The organism is Comamonas sediminis (assembly GCF_041107495.1).
Classification (GTDB): domain Bacteria; phylum Pseudomonadota; class Gammaproteobacteria; order Burkholderiales; family Burkholderiaceae_C; genus Comamonas; species Comamonas sediminis.
In genome coordinates, this window is the sequence record NZ_JBGBDC010000012.1 from 93,695 (window position 1) to 117,013 (window position 23,319).

Below are 23,319 nucleotides of genomic sequence, written 5' to 3' on the forward strand. Positions count from 1 at the left end.
GGTTCAGAGGCCCGCAGGCATGTGGGTCTTAGACCTTCAGAAGTTCCACGTCGAACTTGAGCGTGGCGTTTGGAGGAATCACGCCGCCTGCGCCGCGTGCACCATAGCCCAGCTCCGCAGGGATGATCAGGGTGCGCTTGCCGCCCACCTTCATGCCTTGCACGCCTTCGTCCCAGCCCTTGATGACCATGCCGGCGCCCAGCGGGAACACGAAGGGGTCGTTGCGGTCCTTGCTGGAGTCGAACTTGGCGCCTTGCTCACCATTGTTGTAGAGCCAGCCGGTGTAGTGCACGGTGACTTGCTTGCCCTTGGCCGCTTCGGCGCCGGTGCCAACTTCCGTGTCTTCGTACTGCAGGCCGGATGGGGTGGTGACGGTGGTCATGTGATTCCTTTGTGAGTGCTTTGCTACCAGCTGCGATCATACCCGCCCACAAACGCAGAGCCCGCACAAGGCGGGCTCTGCAGGACAAAAATGGCTTTGGTGCGCGGGAATTTACTTCTTGGTCTGGGCTGCCACCCAGCGTGTCGCAAAGGCCTGCACATCGGACAGGCGCTTGAGCAGGTCCTGGCCGGAGGGGGTGACGGTGTAGCCATCGCTGTTGTGGTCGAGGAAACCGGCCTCGCGCAACTCCTTGATGCGGGTGTTGAGCGTGTTGGGCGTAATGCCGCCCACACTGTCCTGCAGCAAGCGGAAGGTCTGGGGATGCCCGTCGCGCAAGGCCCAGAGCACACGCAAAGCGTAGCGGCATTCCAACCGCTCGAAGAGCTGGTTGATGGCGGTGTTTTCCTTGGCGCTCATGTAAGGGTCTCCTTGCGCTGTGTTGAGGAGCGAGGTCCAGGCCTTCGCATGCAAATCCACTGAGAGGGTGCGATCGGCGTCGCGGCAACATCTGCTACAAGTTTAATAGCTCTTCATCGGCGGTGTATAGGCGCAGCTGTCGAATGGGCCTAGGCGGCATCCTAAGTGTTGTTCAATTGCTACGGTTTTTGAGTGTGCAAAGGCCGCCCAGAAGGCGCTGCAGCGCAGAAGTGGCCCTCTCGCACGCCCGCGCCCGTGCCCTGGTCTACAGGGGGCGCGAGCCGGTCAATGGGCGCTGTAGCGCACCATGCGCGGACCCCGGCACAGGCCAAACAGGCGCATGCCGGCCTGGTTGGCTACCTGGATGGCGAGGCTGGTGGGGGCGGAGATGGTGGCCAGCACCGGCAGACCCATGCGGGCGCATTTGCGCACCAGTTCATAGCTGGCACGGCTGGTCATCACCACAAAGCCGGGTTGGGCCAGCATCTGCTGCTGCGCCATGTGGCCCAGCAGCTTGTCCAACGCATTGTGGCGGCCCACATCCTCCAGTGCGGCCTGCAATTGGCCATCGGGGGTGGCCCAGCCAGCCGCATGAACGGCGCCGGCCTGCTGGTTGAGCAGCTGCAGCCCGGGCAGCTGAGAAAATGCCGTCTGCAACGCAGCCAGGTCCAGCTGGCTGGCCCAATCCGCCAGCGCTGGCAGAGGCTCGGGCACCAGGTCCAGCGCGTCCATCGAATCAATGCCGCAGATGCCGCAGCCGGTGCGGCCGGTGAGGGCGCGGCGCCGCTCCTTCAGGCGCACAAAGCAGCGGCTGGCGATCTGCATCTCCACGCTGATGCCCGGTGCCTCCGGGTCCGTGCCGCAAGGCGCCAGCGGCTGCACCTCGATGCCATAGCAGTCGGCCACCTGGTCGATGATGCCTTCGGACAGCGCAAAGCCCAGTGCAAACACCTCCAGGTCCTGGGGGCTGCACATCATCACCGCATGCGAGATGCCGTTGAACACCAGGGCCACCGGCACTTCGGCCGCAACCGCATCCAGGCGCGAGACCGAGGCCTCAGGCGTGATCACGGTGGCAGGCAGTTGCTGGACGGCGCGGGGCAGATCGGAAGACATGGCGCTGATTGTGACGCAAAGCGAATGCCGGCGTTCGGGCCGTGGGCAGGCGTGCAAAAAAGCAAACCCCGCCGAGGCGGGGTTTGCGGACAAGACCGGATCGGTCTTGAGGACGTTCAGATGAAGCTGCGCAGCTTGTCCGAGCGGCTGGGGTGCTTGAGCTTGCGCAGCGCCTTCGCTTCGATCTGGCGGATGCGCTCGCGCGTCACATCAAACTGCTTGCCCACTTCTTCCAACGTGTGGTCGGTGGACATTTCAATACCAAAGCGCATGCGCAGCACCTTGGCTTCGCGGGGAGTCAGGCCATCGAGGATGTCCTTGACCACATCGCGCAGGCCGGCCTGCATCGCGGCATCGACTGGCGCAGTGTTGGCGCTGTCTTCGATGAAGTCGCCCAGGTGGCTGTCGTCATCGTCACCGATCGGCGTTTCCATCGAGATCGGCTCTTTGGCGATCTTCATGATCTTGCGGATCTTGTCTTCCGGGATCTCCATCTTCTCGGCCAGGATGGAGGCATCCGGCTCGAAGCCGAACTCCTGCAAGTGCTGGCGGCTGATGCGGTTCATCTTGTTGATGGTCTCGATCATGTGCACCGGAATGCGGATGGTACGAGCCTGGTCCGCAATGGAGCGCGTGATCGCCTGGCGAATCCACCAGGTTGCATAGGTCGAGAACTTGTAGCCGCGGCGGTATTCGAACTTGTCCACGGCCTTCATCAGGCCGATGTTGCCTTCCTGGATCAGATCGAGGAACTGCAGACCACGGTTCGTGTACTTCTTGGCAATCGAGATCACCAGGCGCAAGTTGGCCTCGATCATTTCCTTCTTGGCATTGCGCGAGGCGCGCTCACCATCGTTCATGCGCTTGTTGATGAGCTTGAGCTCATCGAGCGGCACGACGACGCGGGCTTGCAGGTCGATCAGGTTCTGCTGCAGCTCCTGCACCGGCGGGATATTGCGGCCCATGATGGCGCTCCAGCTGTTGCCCGCTTGCGCTTCCTTCTCGATCCATTGCAGGTTGAGCAGATTGGCCGGGAACAGCTGGATGAACTTCTCTTGGGGCAGACCGCACTTCTCGACAATAATTTTGCGCAGTGCACGCTCTTTCTGGCGCACGCTGTCGACCTGCTCGCGCAGCATGTCGCAGAGCTTTTCAATGGTCTTGGCGGTAAAGCGGATGGTCATCAGCTCGGCCGACAACTGGTCCTGCACCTTGGTGTACTGGGGCGAGCCGTAGCCGCTCTTGTCATAGGCGGCGTGCAATTGCTCGAACAGCGACTGCAGCTTGGCAAAGCGCGACAGCGCCTCGTTCTTCAGCTCTTCGAGCTTCTTGGTCAGCGCCTTGGAGCCGCCCTTGCCGTCGTCGTCGTCTTCCTCGTCGTACTCGTCGAAGTCTTCTTCAGCGACGTAGTCGTCGTTTTCGTCGGCGTCGGAGAAGCCGTCCACCACGGTGGAGATGACGACCTTGCCTTCGCGGATCTCTTCGCCCATCGCCAGAATCTCGGCAATGGTCGCGGGCGATGCGCTGATGGCCAGCATCATGTCCTGCAGGCCGCCTTCGATGCGCTTGGCGATTTCAATTTCGCCTTCGCGGGTCAGCAGCTCGACAGTACCCATTTCACGCATGTACATGCGGACCGGGTCGGTGGTGCGGCCGAACTCGGAATCCACCGTTGACAAAGCCGCTTCGGCTTCTTCTTCGGCTTCTTCTTCGGTGGTCGCGGACTGGCCGGTGTTGTTCAGCAGCAGGGTTTCTGCGTCGGGCGTCTGCTCGTAGACGGCCACCCCCATGTCGTTCAACATGGAGATCACCACTTCCAGCGTCTCGGCATCGACCAGCTTGTCGGGCAGGTGGTCGGAGATTTCGGCATTGGTCAGGTAGCCGCGGGTCTTGCCCAGCTTGATCAGGGCCTTCAGGCGCTGACGGCGGGTGGACATTTCCTCTTCGGTCAGCACGGCTTCGTCGAGGCCGAACTCCTTCATCAACGCGCGTTCCTTGGCCTTGGAGACCTTCATGCGCAGCGGCTTGACCTTCTCGGTCGGCGCATCAGGGGAGGAGGTCGAGGCCTCTACCACCTCTTCGCTGTCGCCGGCGATGTCTTCTTCGATATCCGAGAAGTCGGTATCGTCGATATCTTCATCGCCCTTGTCCTTGGCTTTGGCCTTGGTCTTGGCGGCAGCCGTCTTGCGAGGCGCCTTGGGCTTGTCGTCTTCGGCCTTGGCCGTCTTGGCCTTGGCTGCAGTCTTGGTGGCGGCCTTGGCCTTCACCGGGGTCTCTTCATCGGCGGCTTCGCTTTTCTTGGCGGCGCGCTTTTTGGGGGCACCTGCGTTGAGCAGGGCATCGGCTGCCTTGAGCAGTTCGGCCTGGGACAGGCGTTGTTTTTCGGACACGGAGCTAACCTTCTTCGTCGCTGCCTTGGCTGGGGTGGGCGCAGCACTGGCTTTTACGGTTTTGCCTGCTGCAGCAGTAGCACGCTTGGCCGCCGGTTTGGCGGCAGGGCTGGCTGCTGTAGCTTTGGCACTTTTGGCCGCGCTGGTGTTGGTAGACGACTTGACGGACGACTTCGCGGACTTTGTAGCTGGCATGGACACCCTCAGAGCAAAGAGAACACACAAAGAAAACTGGCAAGCGCCATCACCGGCGCATGGGAACTGCAGCGGTCAATCGCAACAAGTGCGGCGAACAACGCGGCTGCACGAGGCGCTAAGCCTCAAGGCAAGATGTGGGGGCGATCATTTGGAATGCAGTCCTTGCGGTATTTTGGGCACTTGCGCTGGTGGCAAATCGCATGATCCTTCATGCGGGCCCGGTCCGGAGGTGCTGCTGTCGCTCTTGCCGATGTGTCAAATATTATACCTTTTTGCCCAATGTCAAGGGCCTGTACGGCCATCGGGCTAAATATTTTTGCAGGCCCTTCCCGGCGATGGAGGGCCGGGGCTTATTTGTTGACCTGGCGCTTGAGCAGGCCGATGCGGTGGAAGTTGCTCTGGTAGCGGCGCAGCGCCTGCGGATCGGAAGCCTGGGTGACCAGATGGCGGTTTTGCTCTTCGAGCTGGTCCAGCACGATGCGGCTGAGGGAGTCGCGCAACTCGGCGCGGATCTCGTCGAGCGGGCCGTCAATCTGCGCATGCTGGCCTTGCATCAGCTCCGTTGCGAAGGCCTCGACCGGGTGACCGCGCATATGCTCGCGCAGTACTGCCCAGGATTGGGCGCCATGGGCGAGAAACTGCTGCTCCACCCAGGCAAAGAGCGGGCCATGGGGACTCGGCAGCTGGGCCAAGGTGGCGGCGTCTTCGGGTGAGAAGTTCTCCAGAAACGCCATGTGCGACAGCAGCAGGCGGGCGGCCTGGTCCTCGCGGGTGACCGCCACGCTGGGCATTGGCGGCTGTGGTTCGGGCCGGGGCTGCCAACCGCCTTTGCGGCCGCCCTGGCCGGGGCGCCACTCGCCACTGCGCTTGGTGTAGCCGTTGCCGCCGCCATGGGGGCTGCGTGGCTCTCCGTAGTGCTCGTTGCGCTGGCCGGGGTAGCGGTCCATCGTGGTGTCGCTGCCCCAGGGCGGCGCATCGCCATAGGCAGGCATGCTTTCGGCACCCGTCTGCGGGGCATCCCAGGCGGAGGCATGGCGCGGGCCGCTGCTGGCGGCCGCCTGGCTGCCGCCGCTTTGGCGTGCCAGCTCTTGTGCGGTAGTCTTTTGCCACAGATTTTCCAGCTCGGCAGCGGGCAGCTGGGCCTTGTCGGCTATCTCGCCCAGCAATTGGCGCTTGAGCGCGCCATCGGGCAGCAGGTTCCACAGCGGGCGCGCGTTGCTGGACATGCGCGCGCGGCCTTCGGCCTGGCCCAGGTCACACATTTCGCTGGCCACTTCGAGCAAGAAGCGTGACAGCGGCGTGGCGTCATGCACATGGCGGGCAAAGGCGTCCGCGCCGTACTCGCGCACAAAGCTGTCCGGGTCGTGCTCGGCCGGTAGAAACAGAAACTTGATGCTGCGCGTGTCGCTGGCATAGGGCAGTGCGCCGTCCAGTGCCTTGCGCGCGGCGCGGCGGCCGGCGGCATCGCCGTCAAAGCTGAAGACCACGGTATCGGTAAAGCGGAACAGCTTGTGCACATGGTCAGGCGTGCAGGCGGTGCCCAAGGTGGCGACCGCATTCGGAAAGCCCAGTTGGGCCAGCGCCACCACATCCATGTAGCCTTCGGTCACCAGCACATAGCCATGCTCGCGAATGGCCGTGCGGGCCTCGAACAGCCCATAGAGTTCGCGCCCCTTGTGAAAGACCGGGGTTTCGGGCGAGTTCAGGTATTTGGGTTTTTCATCGCCAAACACCCGGCCGCCAAAGCCGATGCACTCGCCCTTGACGTTGCGGATGGGGAACATCACCCGGTCCCGAAATCGGTCGTAGCGTTTGCCTTCGCCGTCGTCCGATTCGATCACCAGGCCGCATTCGACCAGCTTGGCATCGTCATAGGCAGGGAAGATGCTGGCCAGGCTGCGCCAGCCCTCGGGCGCATAGCCCAGGCCAAAGCGCTTGGCGGTGATGCCGCTGACGCCCCGGCCCTTGAGGTAGGCAATGGCCTTGGGCGATTGCGACAGCTGCTTGCGGTAGGCGTCTCCGGCTTTTTCGAGCAGATCGGTGAGCGAGGCCTGTTTTTCGCGCGCCTGCGCGGCGCGCTCGCGCTGCTGGGGCGATACATCGTCCTCGGGCACTGGCAGGCCCACGCTCTGGGCCAGGTCGGTCACCGCTTCGCGAAAGCCCATGCCGGTATGGTCCATCAGAAAACCAATGGCATTGCCGTTTTTGCCGCAGCCAAAGCAGTGGTAGAACTGCTTGGAGGGGCTGACGCTGAAGGAGGGCGATTTCTCGCCATGGAAGGGGCACAGCCCCATGAGGTTGGCGCCGCCTTTTTTCAGCTGCACATAGCGGCCGACCACGTCGACCACGTCGACGCGGGACAGCAGCTCCTGGATAAATGACTGGGGAATGGACACCCGGCTATTGTCGCGCATGCCGGGCTGCGCTGCCGCGCCGCCACCCCAATCCGCCCGTGGTCGGTGGCCATTGCCGGCTATCGAAAGCGTGACAGCGCGCAATCTTCGCGTCAGCAGCCTGTGGCACAGTGCTGCCCAGGAGACCAACCGCCATGAGCAGCATTTTTGACACCGGGCTCGCCCGCAATGGGGCCAACCATACGCCGATGACACCGCTGGGCTTTATCGCCCGCACCGCCGAGGTCTACCCGGAGCGGCTGGCCATCATCCACGGCGAACTGCGCCAGACCTGGGCGCAGACCTATGCGCGCTGCCGGCAACTGGCCAGCGCCTTGCAGCAGCATGGCATTGGCAAGAACGACACGGTGGCGGTGATGCTGCCCAACACCCCGCCGATGGTGGAGGCGCATTTTGGCGTGCCGATGGCGGGCGCGGTACTCAATACGCTCAACACCCGGCTCGATCCACAGACCATTGCCTTCATGCTGGACCATGGCGAGGCCAAGGCGCTGATCGTGGACCCGGAATACGCCAGCGTCGTGGCCAAGGCCTTGGCGCTGCGCCAATCGCAGACGCCCATCCTGCTGGTGGATGTGGAAGACGCGCTCTACGGCGAGGCCAGCGAGCGGCTGGGCAGCCTGAGCTACGAGGCCTTGCTGGCCCAGGGCGATGCCGGTTTTGACTGGCAGCTGCCTGGCGATGAATGGGATGCGATTGCGCTGAACTACACCAGCGGCACCACCGGCAACCCCAAGGGCGTTGTGTACCACCACCGGGGCGCGGCCGTGAATGCCATCAGCAACGTGCTGGAATGGGACATGCCCAAGTTCGCGGTGTACCTGTGGACCTTACCGATGTTCCACTGCAACGGCTGGTGCTTTCCCTGGACGGTGGCGCTGCGCGCCGGCGTCAATGTCTGTTTGCGCCGGGTCGATGCGCAGGCCATTTTTGCGGCGATCAAGCAGCATGGCGTCAGCCACTACTGCGGCGCGCCGATTGTGCACAGCCTGCTGGTCAACGCGCCTGCGGCGTTGAAGGAGGGCGTGCCTGCCGGCGTCAAATGCATGGTGGCCGGTGCTGCGCCGCCGGCAGCGATGATCGAGGGCATGGAGCAACTGGGCTTTGACCTGACCCATGTCTATGGGCTGACCGAGGTCTATGGCCCGGTGATGGTCTGCGCGCAGCAGGCCGACTGGCAGACCATGGACGTGGGCGAGCGTGCCCGCCTCAATGCCCGCCAGGGCGTGCGCTACCACCTGCAGCGCGATGCCCAGGTGCGCGATCCGGAGACCCTGGCGCCAGTGCCCTGGGACGGCCAGACCATGGGCGAGATCATGCTGCGGGGCAATATCGCGATGAAGGGCTACCTGAAAAATCCCGAGGCGACGCAGGAGGCGTTTCGCGGTGGCTGGTTCCACACCGGTGACCTGGCGGTGCGGGACCCGGATGGCTATATCAAGATCAAGGACCGCAGCAAGGACATCATCATCTCGGGCGGGGAGAACATCTCGTCGATCGAGGTCGAGGACGTGCTCTACCGCCACCCCGCCGTGCTTGCAGCGGCCGTGGTGGCCAAGCCCGATGCCCGCTGGGGCGAGACGCCCTGCGCCTTTGTCGAGCTCAAGCCAGGGGCGCAGGTGAGCGCGGAGGACATCGTGGCCCACTGCAAAAAGCACCTGGCTGGCTTCAAGATTCCGCGTGCAGTGGTGTTTGGCGAGCTGCCCAAGACCAGCACCGGCAAGATCCAGAAGTTCGAGCTGCGCAAGCAGGCGGGGTCTGCGGACGCGATAGACCGTTGATGCGCATGAAAAAACCCGCCGCAGCAGGCTGGGCGGGTTGGGATCGACTCGCTGGGCGCTGACCTTTACTTGCCCCAGGAATCCTTCAGGCCGGTGATCTTGTTGAACACCGGCTTGTCGCTGCGGTGGTCGTGGCGGTCGGCCACAAAGTAGCCAAAGCGCTCGAACTGGAACTTGTCATCGGGCTGCGCCGTCTTCAGCGATGGCTCGACATAGGCGGTCACGACCTTGAGGCTTTCGGGGTTGAGCAGGGCCAGGAAGTCCTTGCCGCCGGCATCGGGCTGCGGATCGGTGAACAGGCGGTCATAGAGCCGCACTTCGGCTTGCACGCCATCGGCCACGCCCACCCAGGTGATGGCGGCCTTGACCTTGACGCTGTCCGCACCAGGCGTGCCGCTCTTGGTGTCGGGCACCACGGTGGCCAGCACCTTGGTGATCACACCATCGGCATCCTTCTCGCAGCCCGTGCACTCGATCACATAGCCGCCCTTGAGGCGTACCTTGTTACCGGGGAACAGGCGTTTGTAGCCCTTGGGAGGCACTTCGGCAAAGTCTTCGCGCTCGATCCAGACCTCGCGGCCCAGCGTGAAGTGGCGCTCGGGGGCGATCTGGCCTTCTGCCGGGTGGGGCAGGGCGGGCAGGCTGCAGGCTTCCAGGTGGTCGGCACTGCCGAACACCTCGGCCCAGTTGCTCAGCTCCAGCTTGACCGGGTCCAGCACCACCATCGCGCGGTGGGCCTGGTTTTCCAGGTCTTCGCGCAGGCAGCCGTCCAACGTGGCGTAGTCGATCCAGGCGTAGTCCTTGGTGACACCGATGCGCTCGCAGAAATTGCGGATGGACGCGGGGGTGTAGCCACGGCGGCGCAGGCCGACGACGGTGGGCATGCGTGGGTCGTCCCAGCCGCTGACCAGTTGGTTGTCCACCAGGTGCTTGAGCTTGCGCTTGCTGGTGATCACATAGGTCAGGTTCAGGCGCGAGAACTCGTACTGGCGCGGCTGGGGCGCATCGATCAGGCCACCGGCACGCAGGTGGTCCAGCAACCAGTCATAGAAGGGGCGCTGGTCCTCGAACTCCAACGTGCAGATCGAATGGGTGATGTGCTCGTAGGCATCCTCGATCGGGTGCGCAAAGGTGTACATCGGGTAGATGCACCATTGGTTGCCGGTGTTGTGGTGCTCGGCATGGCGCACCCGGTAGATCGCAGGATCGCGCAGGTTGATGTTGGGCGCCGTCATGTCGATCTTGGCGCGCAGCACGGCAGCGCCATCGGGCAGCTTGCCCTCCTTCATGTCGGCAAAGCGCTGCAGGTTCTCGGCCACGCTGCGGTCGCGGAACGGGCTGTTGACGCCCGGGCGCGTGAAGTCGCCCCGGTTGGCCTTCATCTCTTCGGCAGACTGCTCGTCCACATAGGCCAGTCCCTGCTCGATCAGGTAGACCGCGCAGCGGTGCATGAAGTCGAAGTAGTTGCTGGCGTAGTACAGATTCTGCTCGCCGCTCGGGTCCTTCCAGTCAAAGCCCAGCCAGCGCACGGCATCGATGATGCCGTCCACATACTCCTGGTCTTCCTTTTCCGGATTGGTGTCGTCAAAGCGCAGGTGGCAGACGCCGCCGAAGTCGCGCGCGAGACCAAAGTTCAGGCAAATGGCCTTGGCATGGCCCACATGCAGGTAGCCGTTGGGCTCGGGCGGGAAGCGGGTGCGGATCTTGGCCTGGTCGACGGGGCCTTGCTGGTGGTGCTGGGCATCGCCAGGCGAGCCACCCCAGTGGCGCTGGGCATAGCTGCCTTTGTCGAGGTCGGCCTCGATGATTTGTCGCAGGAAATTGGTGGGTTTGACCACTTCGTCACTACCGTTGTGCGAAGCGCTCGGGGCAGGTGCATTCATAGAGGTGTATTCTAAGGGAGTACCCTGATGGCTGGAACGGATTGCGGTTTATGGGGCTCTGACACTGCATCAGGCATGTCATTTACGCTTTGCAACAGGATAGCTGGTCTTGAAACCATAATTTGCAGAGCGTTTGGTATCTTTCTGCCTGCTTGCCGCGTTGAAAGTTCAATGACATTTTTCAGGGATTCTCGCAAGGAGATCAATATGCGCAACTCGATGCTGAAACAAGGCTCTCGCTGGGCCGCTGCCGCTGTGCTGACTGGCTTGGCGCTGATGAGCGCTGGCGCCCATGCCAGCCGGGTGTCCTGGTCGGTGGGTATCAATGTGCCAGCCCCGGTGTATGTCGCTCCTGCGCCGGTGTATGCACCGCAGCCGGTGTATGTGGCACCGCCCCCTGTGTATGCGCCCCAGCCGGTCTATGTGGCACCTCCACCTCCCGCTGTGGTCTACCGCCCCGCACCGGTCTACCGCCCGGCGCCCGTGTATTACGGCCCACCTCCCGGCCGCTACTACCGCCACCATCGCCACGACCGCGATTACTACCGCTATTGAGGCAGCCGCCCTGTCCAAGCAGCCCACGCCCTGGCCCGCCAGGGCTTTTTTATGGGCGCCTGGCAGCGCGCCAGCCGCTCGGCTGTCGCTTGGCTGATGCAGCAACGGTTGGAATGCTCGGATAATCCACAGCTGTTGTCCGTTGTGGAAGCTGAGATGAAAACTGTTTTTGTACTGAACGGCCCGAACCTGAACCTGCTGGGTCTGCGCGAGCCCGCCATCTATGGTGCCCACACCTTGGCCGACGTCGAGCAGCTCTGCGCCCAGGCGGCCGCGCGCAACCAGCTGGCCTTGCGTTTTCACCAGAGCAACCATGAGGGCGCGCTGATCGACTGGCTGCACGAGGCGGGCCAGCTGCAGCGCGAGGGCCAACTGGCCGGCGTGGTGCTCAATGCCGCCGCCTATACCCACACCAGCGTGGCCCTGATGGATGCGATCAAGGGGGCGGCGCTGCCGGTGATCGAACTGCACATCAGCAATGTGCATGCCCGCGAGTCCTTCCGCCACCATTCCTATATCGCCCCCGTCGCCAAGGCAGTCATCTGTGGCCTGGGCGTGCAGGGCTACAGCATTGCGATCGATGCGGTAGCGCAGGTGCTGCTGTCGCCTGCGGCCTGAAGGTTGCGATGTCGGATGTTCCAGACACCGGCGCGGCGGGCTTGCTGCCCTTGCCGGCGCTGTACCAGCGTTTGCTGGCCCAGGCCATACGGCACACCACGATTTTTGAAGGCCGAACCCTGGTCTGGCATACCTGGGGCGGGCGCCGCCCTGGCAGGCTGCCCCTGGTGATGCTGCATGGCGGCAGCGGCAGCTGGACCCACTGGATCCGCAATATCGATGCGCTGCTCGCCCAAGGCTACGAGCTCTGGCTGCCCGATCTGCCGGGTTTTGGCGATTCCGACCCGCCAGCGCTGGGCGCCGATGCCGATGCGATGCTGGCGCCTTTGCATGCCGGCATGGCGCAGCTGGATCTGCTGCCTTGCCAGTTGATGGGTTTCTCGTTTGGCGGCATGACGGCGGCCATGCTGACCGCCGCCTACCCGCAGGCGGCCGAGCGCCTGGTGCTGGTCGGTGCCCCGGCGATGGGTGTCGTGCCGGAGAAGCAGTTCAGCCTCAAAGGCTGGCGCCATCTGAGCGACCCGGCCGAGCAGCTGGAGATGCACCGCTACAACCTGGGCGCGCTGATGCTCTGGGATGCTGCGAAGATCGACGAGCAGGCGCTGGCCTTGCACCAGCACAATGTGCTGCGCGATCGCCTGCCGCGCCGGCGCCTGGCCAACACCGATATCCTGGCGCAGTCGCTGCCGCAGATCGCCTGCCCGGTCGCTGCGATCTATGGCGCTTATGACGCCTTGTACAAAAGCTATATGCCCGCGCTGGAACACCAATACCGTGCGGTCACCCCCCATCTGCAGGCCTTTGTGCGGTTGCCGGACAGCGGCCATTGGGTGCAGTACGAGCAGCCCGAGGCTTTCATGGCGGCACTGCTGCCGCTGCTTTCTTCCTGATTGATTCACCTGGAACCGGCTGGCAGCGCAAGAGGCGACCGGCCCTAAAACTATGACGACCTCCACCACCTTCCGTCCCGTGATCGCCATCCATGGCGGCGCCGGCACCATCACCCGTGCCTCCATCACCCCTGCGCAACAGCAGGCCTACCGCGACGCCTTGCGCGATGTGCTGCAAGGCGCGCAGCAAAAACTGGCTGCAGGCGCGCCTGCCGAAGAAGTGGCCGTGGAGGCCGTGCGCCTGCTCGAGGAATGCCCCCTGTTCAACGCCGGGCGCGGCGCCGTGTTCACGGCCGATGCCACGCATGAGATGGATGCCTGTGTGATGCGCGGGCGCGATCTGGCCTGCGGATCGCTGGCCGGTGTCAGCACCGTGCGCAACCCGGTGCGTGCGGCCTTGGCGTTGATGGAGGCGGGCGGTCCAGTGTTCATGATTGGCGAGGCCGCCGAGCGCTTTGCCCAGGCCCAGGGCTGCGAGATGGTGGCGCGCGACTGGTTCTCGACCGAGCAGCGCCTGACCCAGTTGCGTACCGTGCAGGCGGCGGCGCTGGCATCGGGCCGCGAGCAGGTGGCGCTGGACCACACCGCCCAAAGCCAGACCCAGGCCGCGCCGCTGGATGAGCGCAAGAAGATGGGCACCGTCGGCGCGGTGGTGCTGGATGTGCAGGGCCAACTGGCCGCTGCCACCTCGACCGGCGGTCTGACCAACAAGAAGCCCGGCCGTGTCGGCGACTCGCCCGTGGTGGGCGCGGGCACCTATGCCAAGCATGGCGTCGTGGCCGTCTCCTGCACGGGCGTGGGCGAGGCCTTCATCCGGGGCTCGGCCGCCCACACGGTGGCGGCGCGCATCGAACTGCTGGGTGAGTCGGTGGCCGAGGCGACGGCCGAGGTCATCCACCGCGTGCTGCCCCCGCTGGGTGGCGATGGCGGCCTGATTGCGGTGGGCGCCGACGGGGAGGTCTCGCTGTGCTTCAACTCCGAAGGTATGTACCGGGGGCAGATCGGCATCGACGGCGAGGCGCTGGTGGCCATTTATGCCAACGACGCGTTGGCGCCGGCCTGATGGCGCATCGCTGAGCCAGGGGGCAGCAGCTATACCCGACCCCCGCCCCGGTGAAGTGGCTTGCCTGCAACGGGCAAGCCACGCAATGCAGTGGTGCGCACTACTGCGGATATTGCGTAGGTGAAAACCATAGGAGGTTTTGCATCCAAACCCCATCCCCGGCTTTCTACAATTGCTAGCACTGTCACCCAGGTGAATGTGTAAGCCCCAGTGTTCTTGCTATCACGGGGATTTTTCTCAAGGATTTGTCCCAACCCGGGTGCCTGTCCTGCATTACGGCTCGTGCCTTCTTTCCGAAGTCCCGCACTGCCCCATCTACCTATGTCCAACCCCAGTTCTACTCCCGTGCACGATGACCTGACGCCGCCCGTTTTGCAGGTGCGGGATCTGTCCGTGAGCTTCAAGACCGAGCAGGGGCGGGTGCAGGTGGTCAAGAACCTGAACCTCGATGTCTATGCCGGCCAGACCCTCGCGGTGGTGGGCGAATCGGGCTCGGGCAAGTCGGTCACATCGCTGGCGCTGATGCGGCTGGTGGAAACCGGTGGCGGCCAGATCGACAGCGGCTCGATGCTGCTGCGCGGCCGCCATGCCGGCACGATCGACCTGGCCAAGGCCACGCCAGCGCAGATGCGCCAGGTGCGCGGGGCCGATATGGCGATGGTGTTCCAGGAGCCGATGACCTCGCTGAACCCGGTGTTCACCGTCGGTGAGCAGATTGCAGAATCGATTCGCCTGCACCAGGGCAAGTCCAACAGCGCCGCAATGGCCGAGGCGCTGCGCATGATGGAGCTGGTGCGCATTCCGGAGGCGCGCAATGTGCTCACGCGCCACCCGCACCAGCTGTCGGGCGGCATGCGCCAGCGCGTGATGATTGCGATGGCGCTGTCGTGCAAGCCCTCGCTGCTGATTGCCGATGAACCGACGACGGCGCTGGATGTGACCATCCAGGCCCAGATTCTGGCGCTGGTGCAGGAGCTGCAGCGCGAGATGTCGATGGGCGTGATCTTCATCACTCACGACATGGGCGTGGTCGCCGAGGTGGCCGACCGCGTGCTGGTGATGTACCGTGGCGACAAGGTGGAAGAGCAGGACTGCGTGCAGCTGTTTGCCAACCCGCAGCAGACCTACACCCGCAACCTGCTGGCCGCCGTGCCGCAGCTGGGCGCCATGCGCGGCAAGGATCTGCCCGAGCGCTTCAGCCTGCTGGGCCAGAGCACGCAGGCCGAGGCGCCCGCAGCCCAGCCATCGACCGTGCAAGCGGGCGAGCCGGTGCTGCAGGTCAACAAGCTGGTCACGCGTTTCCCGATCAAGGAAGGCCTGTTTGGCGGTGTCAAGCGCCAGGTCTATGCGGTCGAGCAGGTGAGCCTGAGCCTGCAGCCGGGCGAGACCCTGGCGGTGGTCGGCGAATCCGGTTGCGGCAAGTCCACCACCGGCCGCGCGCTGGCCCGTTTGATCGATTTCCAGTCCGGCGATGTGCAGGTGGCCGGGCGCGATATTGCCAAGCTGCAGGGCGCGCAACTGCAAGCGCTGCGCCGTGATATCCAGTTCATTTTCCAGGACCCGTTTGCCTCGCTCGACCCTCGGCTGACCGTGGGCTACAGCATTCTGGAGCCCATGCTGATCCACCAGCTGCTGCCGCGCGAGCAGGCCGAGAAAAAGGTGGAGTGGCTGCTGGAGAAGGTGGGCCTGCCACCGGCTGCCGCCAACCGCTACCCGCATGAGTTCTCGGGCGGCCAGCGCCAGCGCATTGCCATTGCCCGTGCACTGGCGCTGAACCCCAAGGTGGTGATTGCCGACGAGGCGGTCTCGGCCCTTGATGTGTCGATCCGCGCACAGATCATCAACCTGATGATGGACCTGCAGCAGGAGTTTGGCATTGCCTTTCTGTTCATCTCGCATGACATGGCCGTGGTGGAGCGTGTCAGCCACCGCGTGGCTGTCATGTACCTGGGCCAGATCGTCGAGATCGGCCCGCGCCGCGCGGTGTTCGAGAACCCGCAGCACCCCTATACCAAGCGCCTGATGGCGGCCGTGCCGATTGCCGACCCGACGCAGCGCCGCAAGCACACCTTGAATGTGGCCGAGATCCCCAGCCCCGTGCGTGGCGTGGATGACCCGCCACGCGTGCTGCCGATGCGCGAGGTGGGCCCGGGCCACTGGGTGGCGCAGGAGATGCCCCAGCCTGCGGTGCCAGCGGGCGAAGTGCAGGATCTGCAGCCGGCGTGAGTCTGCGCAGTGTGCCAAGGTGCGTAATGCCAAGAATGTAGTGGGTCTGGTCGCCGCCGTGGTGGGCCAGCCGATGCAAAACCTGAAGAGGAGAGTTGATATGCAACGACGTTTGACTTCGATCGCCGCAGCCATGCTGCTGGCGGGCTCGGCTTTGCCGGCGTTTGCCGCCAAGGATGTGACGGTGGCGGTGTACTCGTCTTTCACGACGACGGACCCCTATGACGCCAATGACACCCTGTCGCAAGCGATGGCCAAGTCCTTCTACGAAGGCTTGTACAGCTTCGACAAGGACATGAAGATGATCCCGGTGCTGGCCACCGGCTACGACGTGAGCAAGGACGGTCTGGTCTACACCTTCAAGCTGCGCAGCGGCGTGAAGTTCCATGACGGCACCCCTTTCAACGCCGAAGCGGTGAAGGCCAACTTTGACCGCGTGACCAACCCGGACAACAAGCTCAAGCGCTACAACCTGTACAAGAACATTGCCAAGACCGAGGCGGTGGACGAGCACACGGTCAAGTTCACGCTCAAGGAACAGTTTGCGCCTTTCGTCAACTCGCTCGCCCACCCCTCGGGCGTGATCATCTCGCCCGCTGCGCTCAAGCAGTATGGCAAGGACATTGCGCAGCATCCCGTGGGCACCGGCCCCTTCAAGTTCGTCGAGTGGAAGCCCTCGGACTATGTCAAGGTCAGCAAGTTTGATGGCTACTGGCAGTCCGGCCTGCCCAAGGTGGATTCGATCACCTGGCGCCCCGTGGTGGACAACAACACCCGCTCGTCGATGATGCAGACCGGTGAGGCGCAGTTCGCTTTCAGCGTGCCGCCCGAAGCAGTTGAAAACCTCAAGAAAAATGCCAACCTTGACATCGTCGTGGCGCCTTCGATCATTGCGCGCTACATCTCGCTGAACACCACGCAAAAGCCTTTCGACAACCCCAAGGTGCGTGAGGCGCTGAACTACGCGATCAACAAGGAAGCACTGGCCAAGGTGGCGTTTGCCGGCTATGCCATCCCGTCCGAAGGCGTGCTGCCCAAGGGTGTGGAATTTGCCACCAAGCTGGGCCCCTGGCCCTACGATCCTGCCAAGGCCAAGGCCTTGCTGAAGGAAGCCGGTTACCCCAATGGCTTTGAGAGCACCTTGTGGTCGGCCTACAACCACTCCACGGCCCAGAAGGTCATCCAGTTTGCGCAGCAGCAACTGGCCCAGGTGGGAGTGAAGGTAACGGTGCGCGCATTGGAAGCAGGCCAGCGCGTCGCGGAAGTGGAATCGGTGCAGGATGCGAGCAAGGCCGCCGTGCGCATGTACTACGTGGGCTGGTCCTCGTCCACCGGCGAAGCCGACTGGGCGATGCGCCCACTGCTGGCCGGTGAGAGCCAGCCTCCACGCGGCTTCAACACTGCGTACTACAACAACGCCGAAGTCAATGCCGGCATTGCCAAGGCGCTGGTGACCACCGATGCGGCCGAGCGCGGCAAGATCTATGCCGATGCACAGCAAAAGATCTGGAAGGACGCGCCCTGGATTTTCCTGAACACTGAGCAATTGGTGTCTGCCAAGTCCAAGAAGCTGTCGGGCTTTTACGTGATCCCGGACGGCAACTTCAATTTCACCGATGTCGACCTGAAGTAATCCATGTATCGCTACCTGCTCAAACGCTTGCTCGGGCTGATACCGACACTGCTCATCGTGGCGGTGCTGGTCTTTGGTTTTGTGCACATGCTGCCCGGTGACCCCGCGCGCCTGGCGGCTGGCCCCGAAGCCGGCCCGGAGACGATCGAACTGGTCCGCAAGGACCTGGGGCTGGACCTGCCCCTGCACCAGCAGTTCGTCCGTTTCTTCAGCAATGCGTTGCAGGGCGATTTTGGAAAATCCATCCGGACCAAGCGCCCGGTCTCGCAAGAGATTGCCGAGCGCTTTGGCCCGACCTTCTGGCTCACCGTCGTGGCGATGGCCTGGTCGGTGGTGCTGGGCATGTTCCTGGGCATTGTCTCGGCCGTCTGGCGCAACCAGTGGCCCGATCGCCTGGGCATGACCCTGGCGGTGTCGGGCATCTCGTTCCCGTCGTTTGCGCTGGGCATGCTGCTGATGCAGTATTTCTCGGTCAAGCTTGGCTGGCTGCCCACCGTGGGCGCCGACAGCTGGAAGCACTATGTGCTGCCGTCGCTGACCCTGGGCGCTGCTGTGGCCGCGGTGATGGCGCGCTTTACCCGCAGCTCCTTCATCGACATCCTCAAAGAGGACTATGTGCGCACCGCGCGCGCCAAGGGCTTGAAGGAGACTGTGGTCGTCATCAAGCATGGCCTGCGCAATGCGATGATTCCGGTGGTGACGATGATGGGCCTGCAGTTCGGCTTCCTGCTGGGCGGCTCCATCGTTGTCGAGGTGGTGTTCAACTGGCCGGGCATGGGCCGCTTGCTGGTCGATGCGGTCGAGATGCGCGACTACCCGATCATCCAGGCCCTCGTGCTGCTGTTCTCGCTGGAATTCATCCTGATCAATCTGGTGGTCGATCTGCTCTATGCCTGGATCAACCCCACCATCCGTTACCGCTAAGCAGGTGCTTTGGCCATGAATACTCCGAACGCTCCTGAATCTGCCGACCGCGCCGTGGCGGCGGCCACCACCGTACCTGCCGCCAGCGTTGCCACGCCGTCTCTGCCTGCCAACCTGGCCGCATCGACGCGCATGCGCACGCCGATGGCCGAGTTCTGGCGCAAGTTCAAGCGCCAGAAGCTGGCCTTGTTCGCTGGCGTCTTCATCATCGCACTGGTGCTGGTGGCCATCCTGGCACCGTGGATCGTGCCCTATGATGCCGAGAACTTTTTTGACTACGACGCGCTGAACTCACCCCCCACCGCCAAGCACTGGTTTGGCGTCGATTCGCTGGGCCGTGACATCTTCAGCCGCATCCTCGTGGGTGCGCGCATCTCGCTGGCAGCCGGCTTTGTGTCGGTGGCCATTGGCGCGGTGATCGGCGCCATCCTGGGCCTGCTGGCCGGCTACTACGAGGGTTGGTGGGACCGCTGCGTGATGCGCATGTCCGATGTGCTGTTTGCCTTCCCCGGCATCTTGCTGGCCATCGGCATCGTCGCCATCCTGGGCAACGGCATGATCAATGTGATCATGGCGGTGGCCGTGTTCAGCGTGCCCGCCTTTGCCCGCCTGGTGCGCGGCAATGTACTGGCGCTCAAGCAGCAGACCTACATCGAGGCGGTGCGCTCCATTGGCGCGCCCGACCGGGTCATCATGCTGCGCCACCTGCTGCCGGGCACCGTGTCTTCCGTGGTGGTCTACCTGACGATGCGTATCGGCACCTCGATCATCACCGCTGCCAGCCTGTCCTTTCTGGGCATGGGCGCGCAGCCGCCGACGCCGGAGTGGGGCGCCATGCTGAACGAGGCGCGCAGCGATATGCTCAATGCCCCGCATGTGGCCCTGTTCCCGAGCCTGGCGATCTTTGTGACGGTGCTGGCCTTCAACCTGCTGGGCGATGGCCTGCGCGATGCGCTGGACCCCAAGCTGGACAACTGATCATCGGCAGCTGGCAGTTGCTGGCCAGCTGCCATCCAGAAACGGCAAGCGCCTTCCAGGCCTTGCCGTTTTTTATCGGCGATCAGCGCCGCTCAAGCAGCTCCGCCAGCGGCTTTGTGCATGCGTTTGAGGAACACCGTGATCTCCTTGACCGTCTGCGTGTCCCCGTGCTGCTCTGCCACCTGCAGGCCTTGCTGCCAGCTGGCCTGGGCTTGCGTGCGGGCATCCGCTGCACCCGACTCCAGCTGGGCCTTGCCCAGCAGCTTCCAGGCGGCGGAGTACTGCGGATTCTGCTTGACGGCCTGCGCCAGGTGCAGCGCTGCGGCCGCATAGTCCTCTTCCTTCAAGCAGGCCTGGCCCAGGCCAAAGCGCAGAACAGCGCTGTCCTGTCCCTTGGCCAGCAGTTTTTCCAATCCTTCGCGCATGCGGTCTCCTCGGTGTTGCGCCCAGCATAGTGCCAGGCCTTTGTCCGCAGAGTCTGTGCGCATAAAAAAAGACGCTCCAGGGAGCGTCTTGTGGTGGGGCTTTAGGGGCTTGCTCAGCGCTTTTTCTTCGTGGTGCTGGTGCTGCGCTTGGAGGGGGCCTTCTGGGTCGCTGTCTGGCGCACCGCCGGCCGTTTGGCCGTGCTGCTGCGGCTGCCGCGCGCAGCCTGGCCGCCGCGTGCTGCCGGTGCAGCACCTACGCGCACGGGCATGTACAGCACGACCTGGTGGCCCACCTTGAAGGCGCTCTTGACGCCGACATCATTCCAATCGGCGACCTGTGCGGCGGTGACCCGGTAGCGCTGGGCCACGCGGGCGACGGTATCGCCCTTGCGCGCCTTGACGGTCGTGCGGCGGGTGACGACTTCCGGGGTCAGCGCGATGTGGGCGTTGTCGGCGAGGTGGCTGGAGACATCCTGCTTGACGGCGGCCGAGCGCGGCACCATCAGCGCTGAGCCGCCCTTGACCATCATGCGTGGCGGAATGTTGTTGACCGCGCGCAGGTCGTTCTCGCTCATGCCGACCATGCCGGCGGCAGTGGCCACCGTCATCGTGCTGGGCACGGTCCAGACGGTCCAGCTCGCGTACTGGCCTTTTTCATGGGCCTGCAGGTTGCGGCGGAAGACATTCGCATTGTCCCAGGGCAGCAGCACCTGCGGTGTGCCGGCCTTGAAGATCACGGGGCGGTTGAAGGAGGGGTTGAGCGACTTGAGCTCATCCATCGTGACGCCGGCCATCTCGGCCACCTGGGCGGTGTCGATGTCGCGGTCCAGGGTCACGGCCTGGAAGTAGGGGTGGTTCTCGATCAGCGGCAACTCAGCCTGGAAGCGCTCGGGATGGGCGATGATGTTCTTGACCGCCTGCAGCTTGGGGACGTAGTTGCGTGTCTCGTCGGGCATGCTCAGGTCGGTGTAGGCGCCCCCCAGACCTTGCTTCTGGTTGCGCGCTAGCGCGCGGCCCACGCTGCCTTCCCCCCAGTTGTAGGCTGCCAGTGCCAGGTGCCAGTCGCCAAACATGTTGTAGAGCTTTTGCAGGTAGTCCAGCGCTGCGCGGGTCGAGGCCAGCACATCGCGCCGGTCGTCGCGGAACATGTTCTGCTTCAGATCGAAATAGGTGCCGGTGGCGGGCATGAACTGCCACATGCCGGCCGCCTTGGCACTGGAGACTGCCTGCGGGTTGTAGGCACTCTCGATGTAGGGCAGCAGTGCCAGCTCGGTCGGCATGCCCCGGCGCTCCAGTTCCTCGACGATGTGGAACATGTACTTGGACGAGCGCGCGGTCATGCGCTGGATGTAATCGGGACGGCTGGCGTACCACTGCTCCTGGTTGCTGACCAGGTCGTTTTCCAGATCGGGCATCGCAAAGCCGCGCCGGATGCGATCCCAGAGATCTTCCGGCACCGCCAGGCTGGTGACGGCGCCATTGCCTTGGAGGTTGGCCGCACTGATGGGGCTGAGGGGGCCGCTGGGGTAGCTGGGGGTGTGCGGCGCCGAACTGGTCTTCGGGGTGTCACCTGCTGCCGGGGTATTCGGGCCGCCGGTCTCGGTGGTGGCGCAGCCGGTCAGGGCGAGTAGGGCGCTCAGGCTCCACAGGTACAGATGCTTCATCAAAATTGGTTCTTCCAGCGACGCAGCGCGGCAAAAACGGCGACCGGGTCGCTGCTAGGGGTGGAGGGATCGAACTGCTGGGCAGCGCGGGCCACAGGGGCCAGGCTGCTGCGCAGGAATGGGTTGATGCGCAGCTCGTTGCCAAGCTGCGCCGGCAGGGTCGGCTCGCCGCGTTCACGCAACTGCTCGCAGTGCGCCAGATAGCGGGCGACGTCCTGGTTGTCGGGCTCTACGGCCTGCGCAAAGCGCAGGTTGGAGAGTGTGTACTCATGGGCAGCGCAGACCTGCGTATCGGCGGGCAGCGCAGCCAGTGCCGACAGCGAGGCATGCATCTGCGCAGGCGTGCCTTCAAAAAGGCGGCCGCAGCCGCCTGAGAACAAGGTATCGCCACAGAACAGCACCGGTTGTCCTGCCACATCGGCGCAGTAATAGGCAATATGCCCGGCGGTATGGCCGGGCACATCGATCACCTGCCACTGCAGGCCCAGCAGCGCCAGCCCATCGCCGCCCCGCAGGGGCTCGCAGGGCTGGGGAATGTCCTCGGTCGCGGGGCCGTAGACCCGGGCGCCGGTGGCCTCGCGCAGCTCGGCCACGCCGCCGGTGTGGTCGCCGTGGTGGTGGGTCACTACAATGGCTTGCAGCTGCAGATCAAGGCGGCGCAGCGCCGCAAGCGCGGGCGCGGCCTGGCCAGGGTCGACGACCAGCGCGTGCTGTCCGTTGTGCAGCAGCCAGATGTAGTTGTCGTTGAAAGCGGGCAGAGGTAACAGATGCATGAATGACCAAATTATAGGCACGCAAAATTGGTGGCAGACGCCGCTGGGCAGCTACATGCTGTCCTGGGAGCAAACATGTTACGACGATGCGGTGGCCGATATTTTTGGCTTCCATAGCCTGCAGATGGGACTTTTCCCGCTGCAGGGGCTGCGCAACAATCGCACGCCCCACCGCTGGCTCGCGCTGGAGTCGAACGAACAGATGGCGCAGTGGCAGCAGAGCAGACTGGCAGATGTAAAGCGCTTTGCGCCGCCTTTACAAAGTGATGTGGGCCTGCCTGCAACGCCCGCTGAGGCCGTGACGGCCGGCTTGCTGTGTGATGCCCATGCGCTGCCGTTTGGCGCCGATACCTTGGACCTGGTGCTGCTGCCCCATACGCTCGAGCTCAGTGCCGACCCGCATGCGGTGTTGCGCGAGGTGGCCCGTGTGATGGTGCCCGAGGGCCGCGTGCTGATCAGCGGCATCAACCCGGCCAGTCTCTGGGGCATGCACACCTGGAGCCGCCGCATTCCCGGTTTGCAGAAGCTGCCGCCGATGCCCGATGACCACAACCTGATCGGTTATGGCCGCTTGCGTGACTGGCTCAAGCTGTTGGATCTGGAGCTGCAAAGCGCCAGCTTTGGCTGTTTCCGGCCGGCGATGCGCAGCGATGCCTGGCTGGCGCGTTGGGAATGGATGGACCGTCTGGGGCCAACGGCTTGGCCGATACTCGGCGGCGTGTATTTTGTCGAAGCGGTCAAAAAGGTCGCGGGTGTGCGCAAGCTGCCAGTGCCTTGGAAGCCTGCGGTCCCCAGCCCGGCAGCCCGACCAGCGGTGGCCGTGCGCGAAGGGCTCACGGAAACCCATCGCCGCGGCGATGCAGCGCCCGCGCACAACCCCACGGCGGGTACGCCCACGGTTTGAACGGGGGCTGCCACAGCCCTGCAAACAGGCTGCAGAGGGGTTGCAAATGCGCTTATAGTGGCCCCCTGTAATCGTGGCTGTGTGC

General features: G+C 64.0%; 19 protein-coding genes. 10 read left to right on the forward strand and 9 right to left on the reverse strand.

The genetic code is table 11. From position 1 onward, the window contains the following. Positions 1–28: 28 nt before the first annotated feature. The 5 genes from AB7A72_RS22720 to dnaG form a co-directional block, all read right to left on the reverse strand. Entirely contained in the window at positions 29–382 is a 354-nt protein-coding gene (locus AB7A72_RS22720) for an FKBP-type peptidyl-prolyl cis-trans isomerase (RefSeq protein WP_133858562.1), read from the reverse strand. 111 nt (positions 383–493) lie between these two features. Further along, entirely contained in the window at positions 494–799 is a 306-nt protein-coding gene (locus AB7A72_RS22725) for a winged helix-turn-helix transcriptional regulator (RefSeq protein WP_027010615.1), read from the reverse strand. A 285-nt stretch (positions 800–1,084) separates the two neighbouring features. Next, positions 1,085–1,915, reverse strand: coding sequence for a formate dehydrogenase accessory sulfurtransferase FdhD (gene fdhD / locus AB7A72_RS22730; protein ID WP_312836160.1), 831 nt, complete (start codon positions 1,913–1,915; stop codon positions 1,085–1,087). 116 nt (positions 1,916–2,031) lie between these two features. Further along, positions 2,032–4,500: an RNA polymerase sigma factor RpoD gene (gene rpoD / locus AB7A72_RS22735; protein ID WP_239808791.1), complete on the reverse strand. Its 2,469-nt coding sequence runs from the start codon at positions 4,498–4,500 to the stop codon at positions 2,032–2,034. Positions 4,501–4,853: 353 nt separating this feature from the next. Then, positions 4,854–6,917 carry a DNA primase gene (dnaG, locus tag AB7A72_RS22740; protein ID WP_369461245.1) on the reverse strand — a complete coding sequence of 688 codons (2,064 nt, stop codon included), beginning with the start codon at positions 6,915–6,917 and terminating at the stop codon, positions 4,854–4,856. A gap of 134 nt (positions 6,918–7,051) precedes the next feature. Between dnaG and AB7A72_RS22745 the strand changes: the two genes are divergently transcribed. Continuing rightward, entirely contained in the window at positions 7,052–8,698 is a 1,647-nt protein-coding gene (locus tag AB7A72_RS22745; RefSeq protein ID WP_369461246.1) for an acyl-CoA synthetase, read from the forward strand. A 65-nt stretch (positions 8,699–8,763) separates the two neighbouring features. On the opposite strand, the gene AB7A72_RS22750 is transcribed toward AB7A72_RS22745, so the two are convergent. Then, positions 8,764–10,581: a glutamine--tRNA ligase/YqeY domain fusion protein gene (locus tag AB7A72_RS22750; RefSeq protein WP_369461247.1), complete on the reverse strand. Its 1,818-nt coding sequence runs from the start codon at positions 10,579–10,581 to the stop codon at positions 8,764–8,766. Between the two features lie 207 nt (positions 10,582–10,788). On the opposite strand from AB7A72_RS22750, the gene AB7A72_RS22755 reads away from it, so the two are divergent. The 8 genes from AB7A72_RS22755 (at position 10,789) to gsiD (ending at position 19,468) form a co-directional block, all read left to right on the forward strand. Beyond that, positions 10,789–11,136, forward strand: a complete 348-nt coding sequence (locus AB7A72_RS22755) for a hypothetical protein (RefSeq protein ID WP_027010469.1) — start codon at positions 10,789–10,791, stop codon at positions 11,134–11,136. Between the two features lie 156 nt (positions 11,137–11,292). Continuing rightward, on the forward strand, positions 11,293–11,754 hold the full coding sequence (aroQ, locus tag AB7A72_RS22760; protein WP_239808786.1) for a type II 3-dehydroquinate dehydratase: 462 nt from the start codon (positions 11,293–11,295) through the stop codon (positions 11,752–11,754). Positions 11,755–11,762: 8 nt separating this feature from the next. Continuing rightward, positions 11,763–12,644 carry an alpha/beta fold hydrolase gene (locus tag AB7A72_RS22765; RefSeq protein WP_369461248.1) on the forward strand — a complete coding sequence of 294 codons (882 nt, stop codon included), beginning with the start codon at positions 11,763–11,765 and terminating at the stop codon, positions 12,642–12,644. 52 nt (positions 12,645–12,696) lie between these two features. Then, a complete protein-coding gene (locus AB7A72_RS22770) occupies positions 12,697–13,707 on the forward strand; it encodes an isoaspartyl peptidase/L-asparaginase family protein (protein ID WP_312460471.1) in 1,011 nt (336 codons plus the stop codon). Positions 13,708–14,028: 321 nt separating this feature from the next. After that, positions 14,029–15,933, forward strand: coding sequence for a dipeptide ABC transporter ATP-binding protein (locus AB7A72_RS22775; protein WP_369461249.1), 1,905 nt, complete (start codon positions 14,029–14,031; stop codon positions 15,931–15,933). Positions 15,934–16,033: 100 nt separating this feature from the next. After that, positions 16,034–17,566: a glutathione ABC transporter substrate-binding protein GsiB gene (gene gsiB / locus AB7A72_RS22780; RefSeq protein ID WP_239808782.1), complete on the forward strand. Its 1,533-nt coding sequence runs from the start codon at positions 16,034–16,036 to the stop codon at positions 17,564–17,566. A 3-nt stretch (positions 17,567–17,569) separates the two neighbouring features. Beyond that, positions 17,570–18,490 (forward strand): glutathione ABC transporter permease GsiC, encoded by a 921-nt coding sequence (gsiC, locus tag AB7A72_RS22785; protein ID WP_239808781.1) that lies wholly within the window; start codon positions 17,570–17,572, stop codon positions 18,488–18,490. Between the two features lie 15 nt (positions 18,491–18,505). Then, positions 18,506–19,468 (forward strand): glutathione ABC transporter permease GsiD, encoded by a 963-nt coding sequence (gene gsiD / locus AB7A72_RS22790; protein WP_312460463.1) that lies wholly within the window; start codon positions 18,506–18,508, stop codon positions 19,466–19,468. Between the two features lie 92 nt (positions 19,469–19,560). Here gsiD and AB7A72_RS22795 read toward each other — a convergent pair whose 3' ends face one another. From AB7A72_RS22795 to gloB, 3 genes are all read right to left on the reverse strand, one after another. Next, a complete protein-coding gene (locus tag AB7A72_RS22795; protein WP_369461250.1) occupies positions 19,561–19,893 on the reverse strand; it encodes a tetratricopeptide repeat protein in 333 nt (110 codons plus the stop codon). 113 nt (positions 19,894–20,006) lie between these two features. Continuing rightward, the gene (locus tag AB7A72_RS22800; protein WP_312460458.1) at positions 20,007–21,557 is read right to left on the reverse strand and encodes a transglycosylase SLT domain-containing protein; all 1,551 of its coding nucleotides are present in this window, start codon (positions 21,555–21,557) and stop codon (positions 20,007–20,009) included. Beyond that, the gene (gene gloB, locus AB7A72_RS22805; RefSeq protein WP_369461251.1) at positions 21,557–22,330 is read right to left on the reverse strand and encodes a hydroxyacylglutathione hydrolase; all 774 of its coding nucleotides are present in this window, start codon (positions 22,328–22,330) and stop codon (positions 21,557–21,559) included. Before gloB ends, AB7A72_RS22800 begins: the two co-directional genes overlap by 1 nt. On the opposite strand from gloB, the gene AB7A72_RS22810 reads away from it, so the two are divergent. After that, positions 22,329–23,234 carry a class I SAM-dependent methyltransferase gene (locus tag AB7A72_RS22810; protein WP_369461252.1) on the forward strand — a complete coding sequence of 302 codons (906 nt, stop codon included), beginning with the start codon at positions 22,329–22,331 and terminating at the stop codon, positions 23,232–23,234. The genes gloB and AB7A72_RS22810 overlap by 2 nt on opposite strands. Positions 23,235–23,319: the final 85 nt, after the last annotated feature.

Bases quoted from the DNA above. Each gene is read 5' to 3' on its own strand.
- gsiD (WP_312460463.1), top strand. From the start codon at position 18,506: ATGAATACTCCGAACGCTCCTGAATCTGCCGACCGCGCCGTGGCGGCG.
- AB7A72_RS22755 (WP_027010469.1), top strand. From the start codon at position 10,789: ATGCGCAACTCGATGCTGAAACAAGGCTCTCGCTGGGCCGCTGCCGCT.
- AB7A72_RS22775 (WP_369461249.1), top strand. From the start codon at position 14,029: ATGTCCAACCCCAGTTCTACTCCCGTGCACGATGACCTGACGCCGCCC.
- fdhD (WP_312836160.1), bottom strand. From the start codon at position 1,915: ATGTCTTCCGATCTGCCCCGCGCCGTCCAGCAACTGCCTGCCACCGTG.
- gsiB (WP_239808782.1), top strand. From the start codon at position 16,034: ATGCAACGACGTTTGACTTCGATCGCCGCAGCCATGCTGCTGGCGGGC.
- dnaG (WP_369461245.1), bottom strand. From the start codon at position 6,917: ATGCGCGACAATAGCCGGGTGTCCATTCCCCAGTCATTTATCCAGGAG.
- rpoD (WP_239808791.1), bottom strand. From the start codon at position 4,500: ATGCCAGCTACAAAGTCCGCGAAGTCGTCCGTCAAGTCGTCTACCAAC.
- gloB (WP_369461251.1), bottom strand. From the start codon at position 22,330: ATGCATCTGTTACCTCTGCCCGCTTTCAACGACAACTACATCTGGCTG.
- AB7A72_RS22765 (WP_369461248.1), top strand. From the start codon at position 11,763: ATGTCGGATGTTCCAGACACCGGCGCGGCGGGCTTGCTGCCCTTGCCG.
- aroQ (WP_239808786.1), top strand. From the start codon at position 11,293: ATGAAAACTGTTTTTGTACTGAACGGCCCGAACCTGAACCTGCTGGGT.
- AB7A72_RS22725 (WP_027010615.1), bottom strand. From the start codon at position 799: ATGAGCGCCAAGGAAAACACCGCCATCAACCAGCTCTTCGAGCGGTTG.
- AB7A72_RS22750 (WP_369461247.1), bottom strand. From the start codon at position 10,581: ATGAATGCACCTGCCCCGAGCGCTTCGCACAACGGTAGTGACGAAGTG.
- AB7A72_RS22770 (WP_312460471.1), top strand. From the start codon at position 12,697: ATGACGACCTCCACCACCTTCCGTCCCGTGATCGCCATCCATGGCGGC.
- AB7A72_RS22745 (WP_369461246.1), top strand. From the start codon at position 7,052: ATGAGCAGCATTTTTGACACCGGGCTCGCCCGCAATGGGGCCAACCAT.
- AB7A72_RS22720 (WP_133858562.1), bottom strand. From the start codon at position 382: ATGACCACCGTCACCACCCCATCCGGCCTGCAGTACGAAGACACGGAA.
- gsiC (WP_239808781.1), top strand. From the start codon at position 17,570: ATGTATCGCTACCTGCTCAAACGCTTGCTCGGGCTGATACCGACACTG.
- AB7A72_RS22810 (WP_369461252.1), top strand. From the start codon at position 22,329: ATGAATGACCAAATTATAGGCACGCAAAATTGGTGGCAGACGCCGCTG.
- AB7A72_RS22795 (WP_369461250.1), bottom strand. From the start codon at position 19,893: ATGCGCGAAGGATTGGAAAAACTGCTGGCCAAGGGACAGGACAGCGCT.
- AB7A72_RS22800 (WP_312460458.1), bottom strand. From the start codon at position 21,557: ATGAAGCATCTGTACCTGTGGAGCCTGAGCGCCCTACTCGCCCTGACC.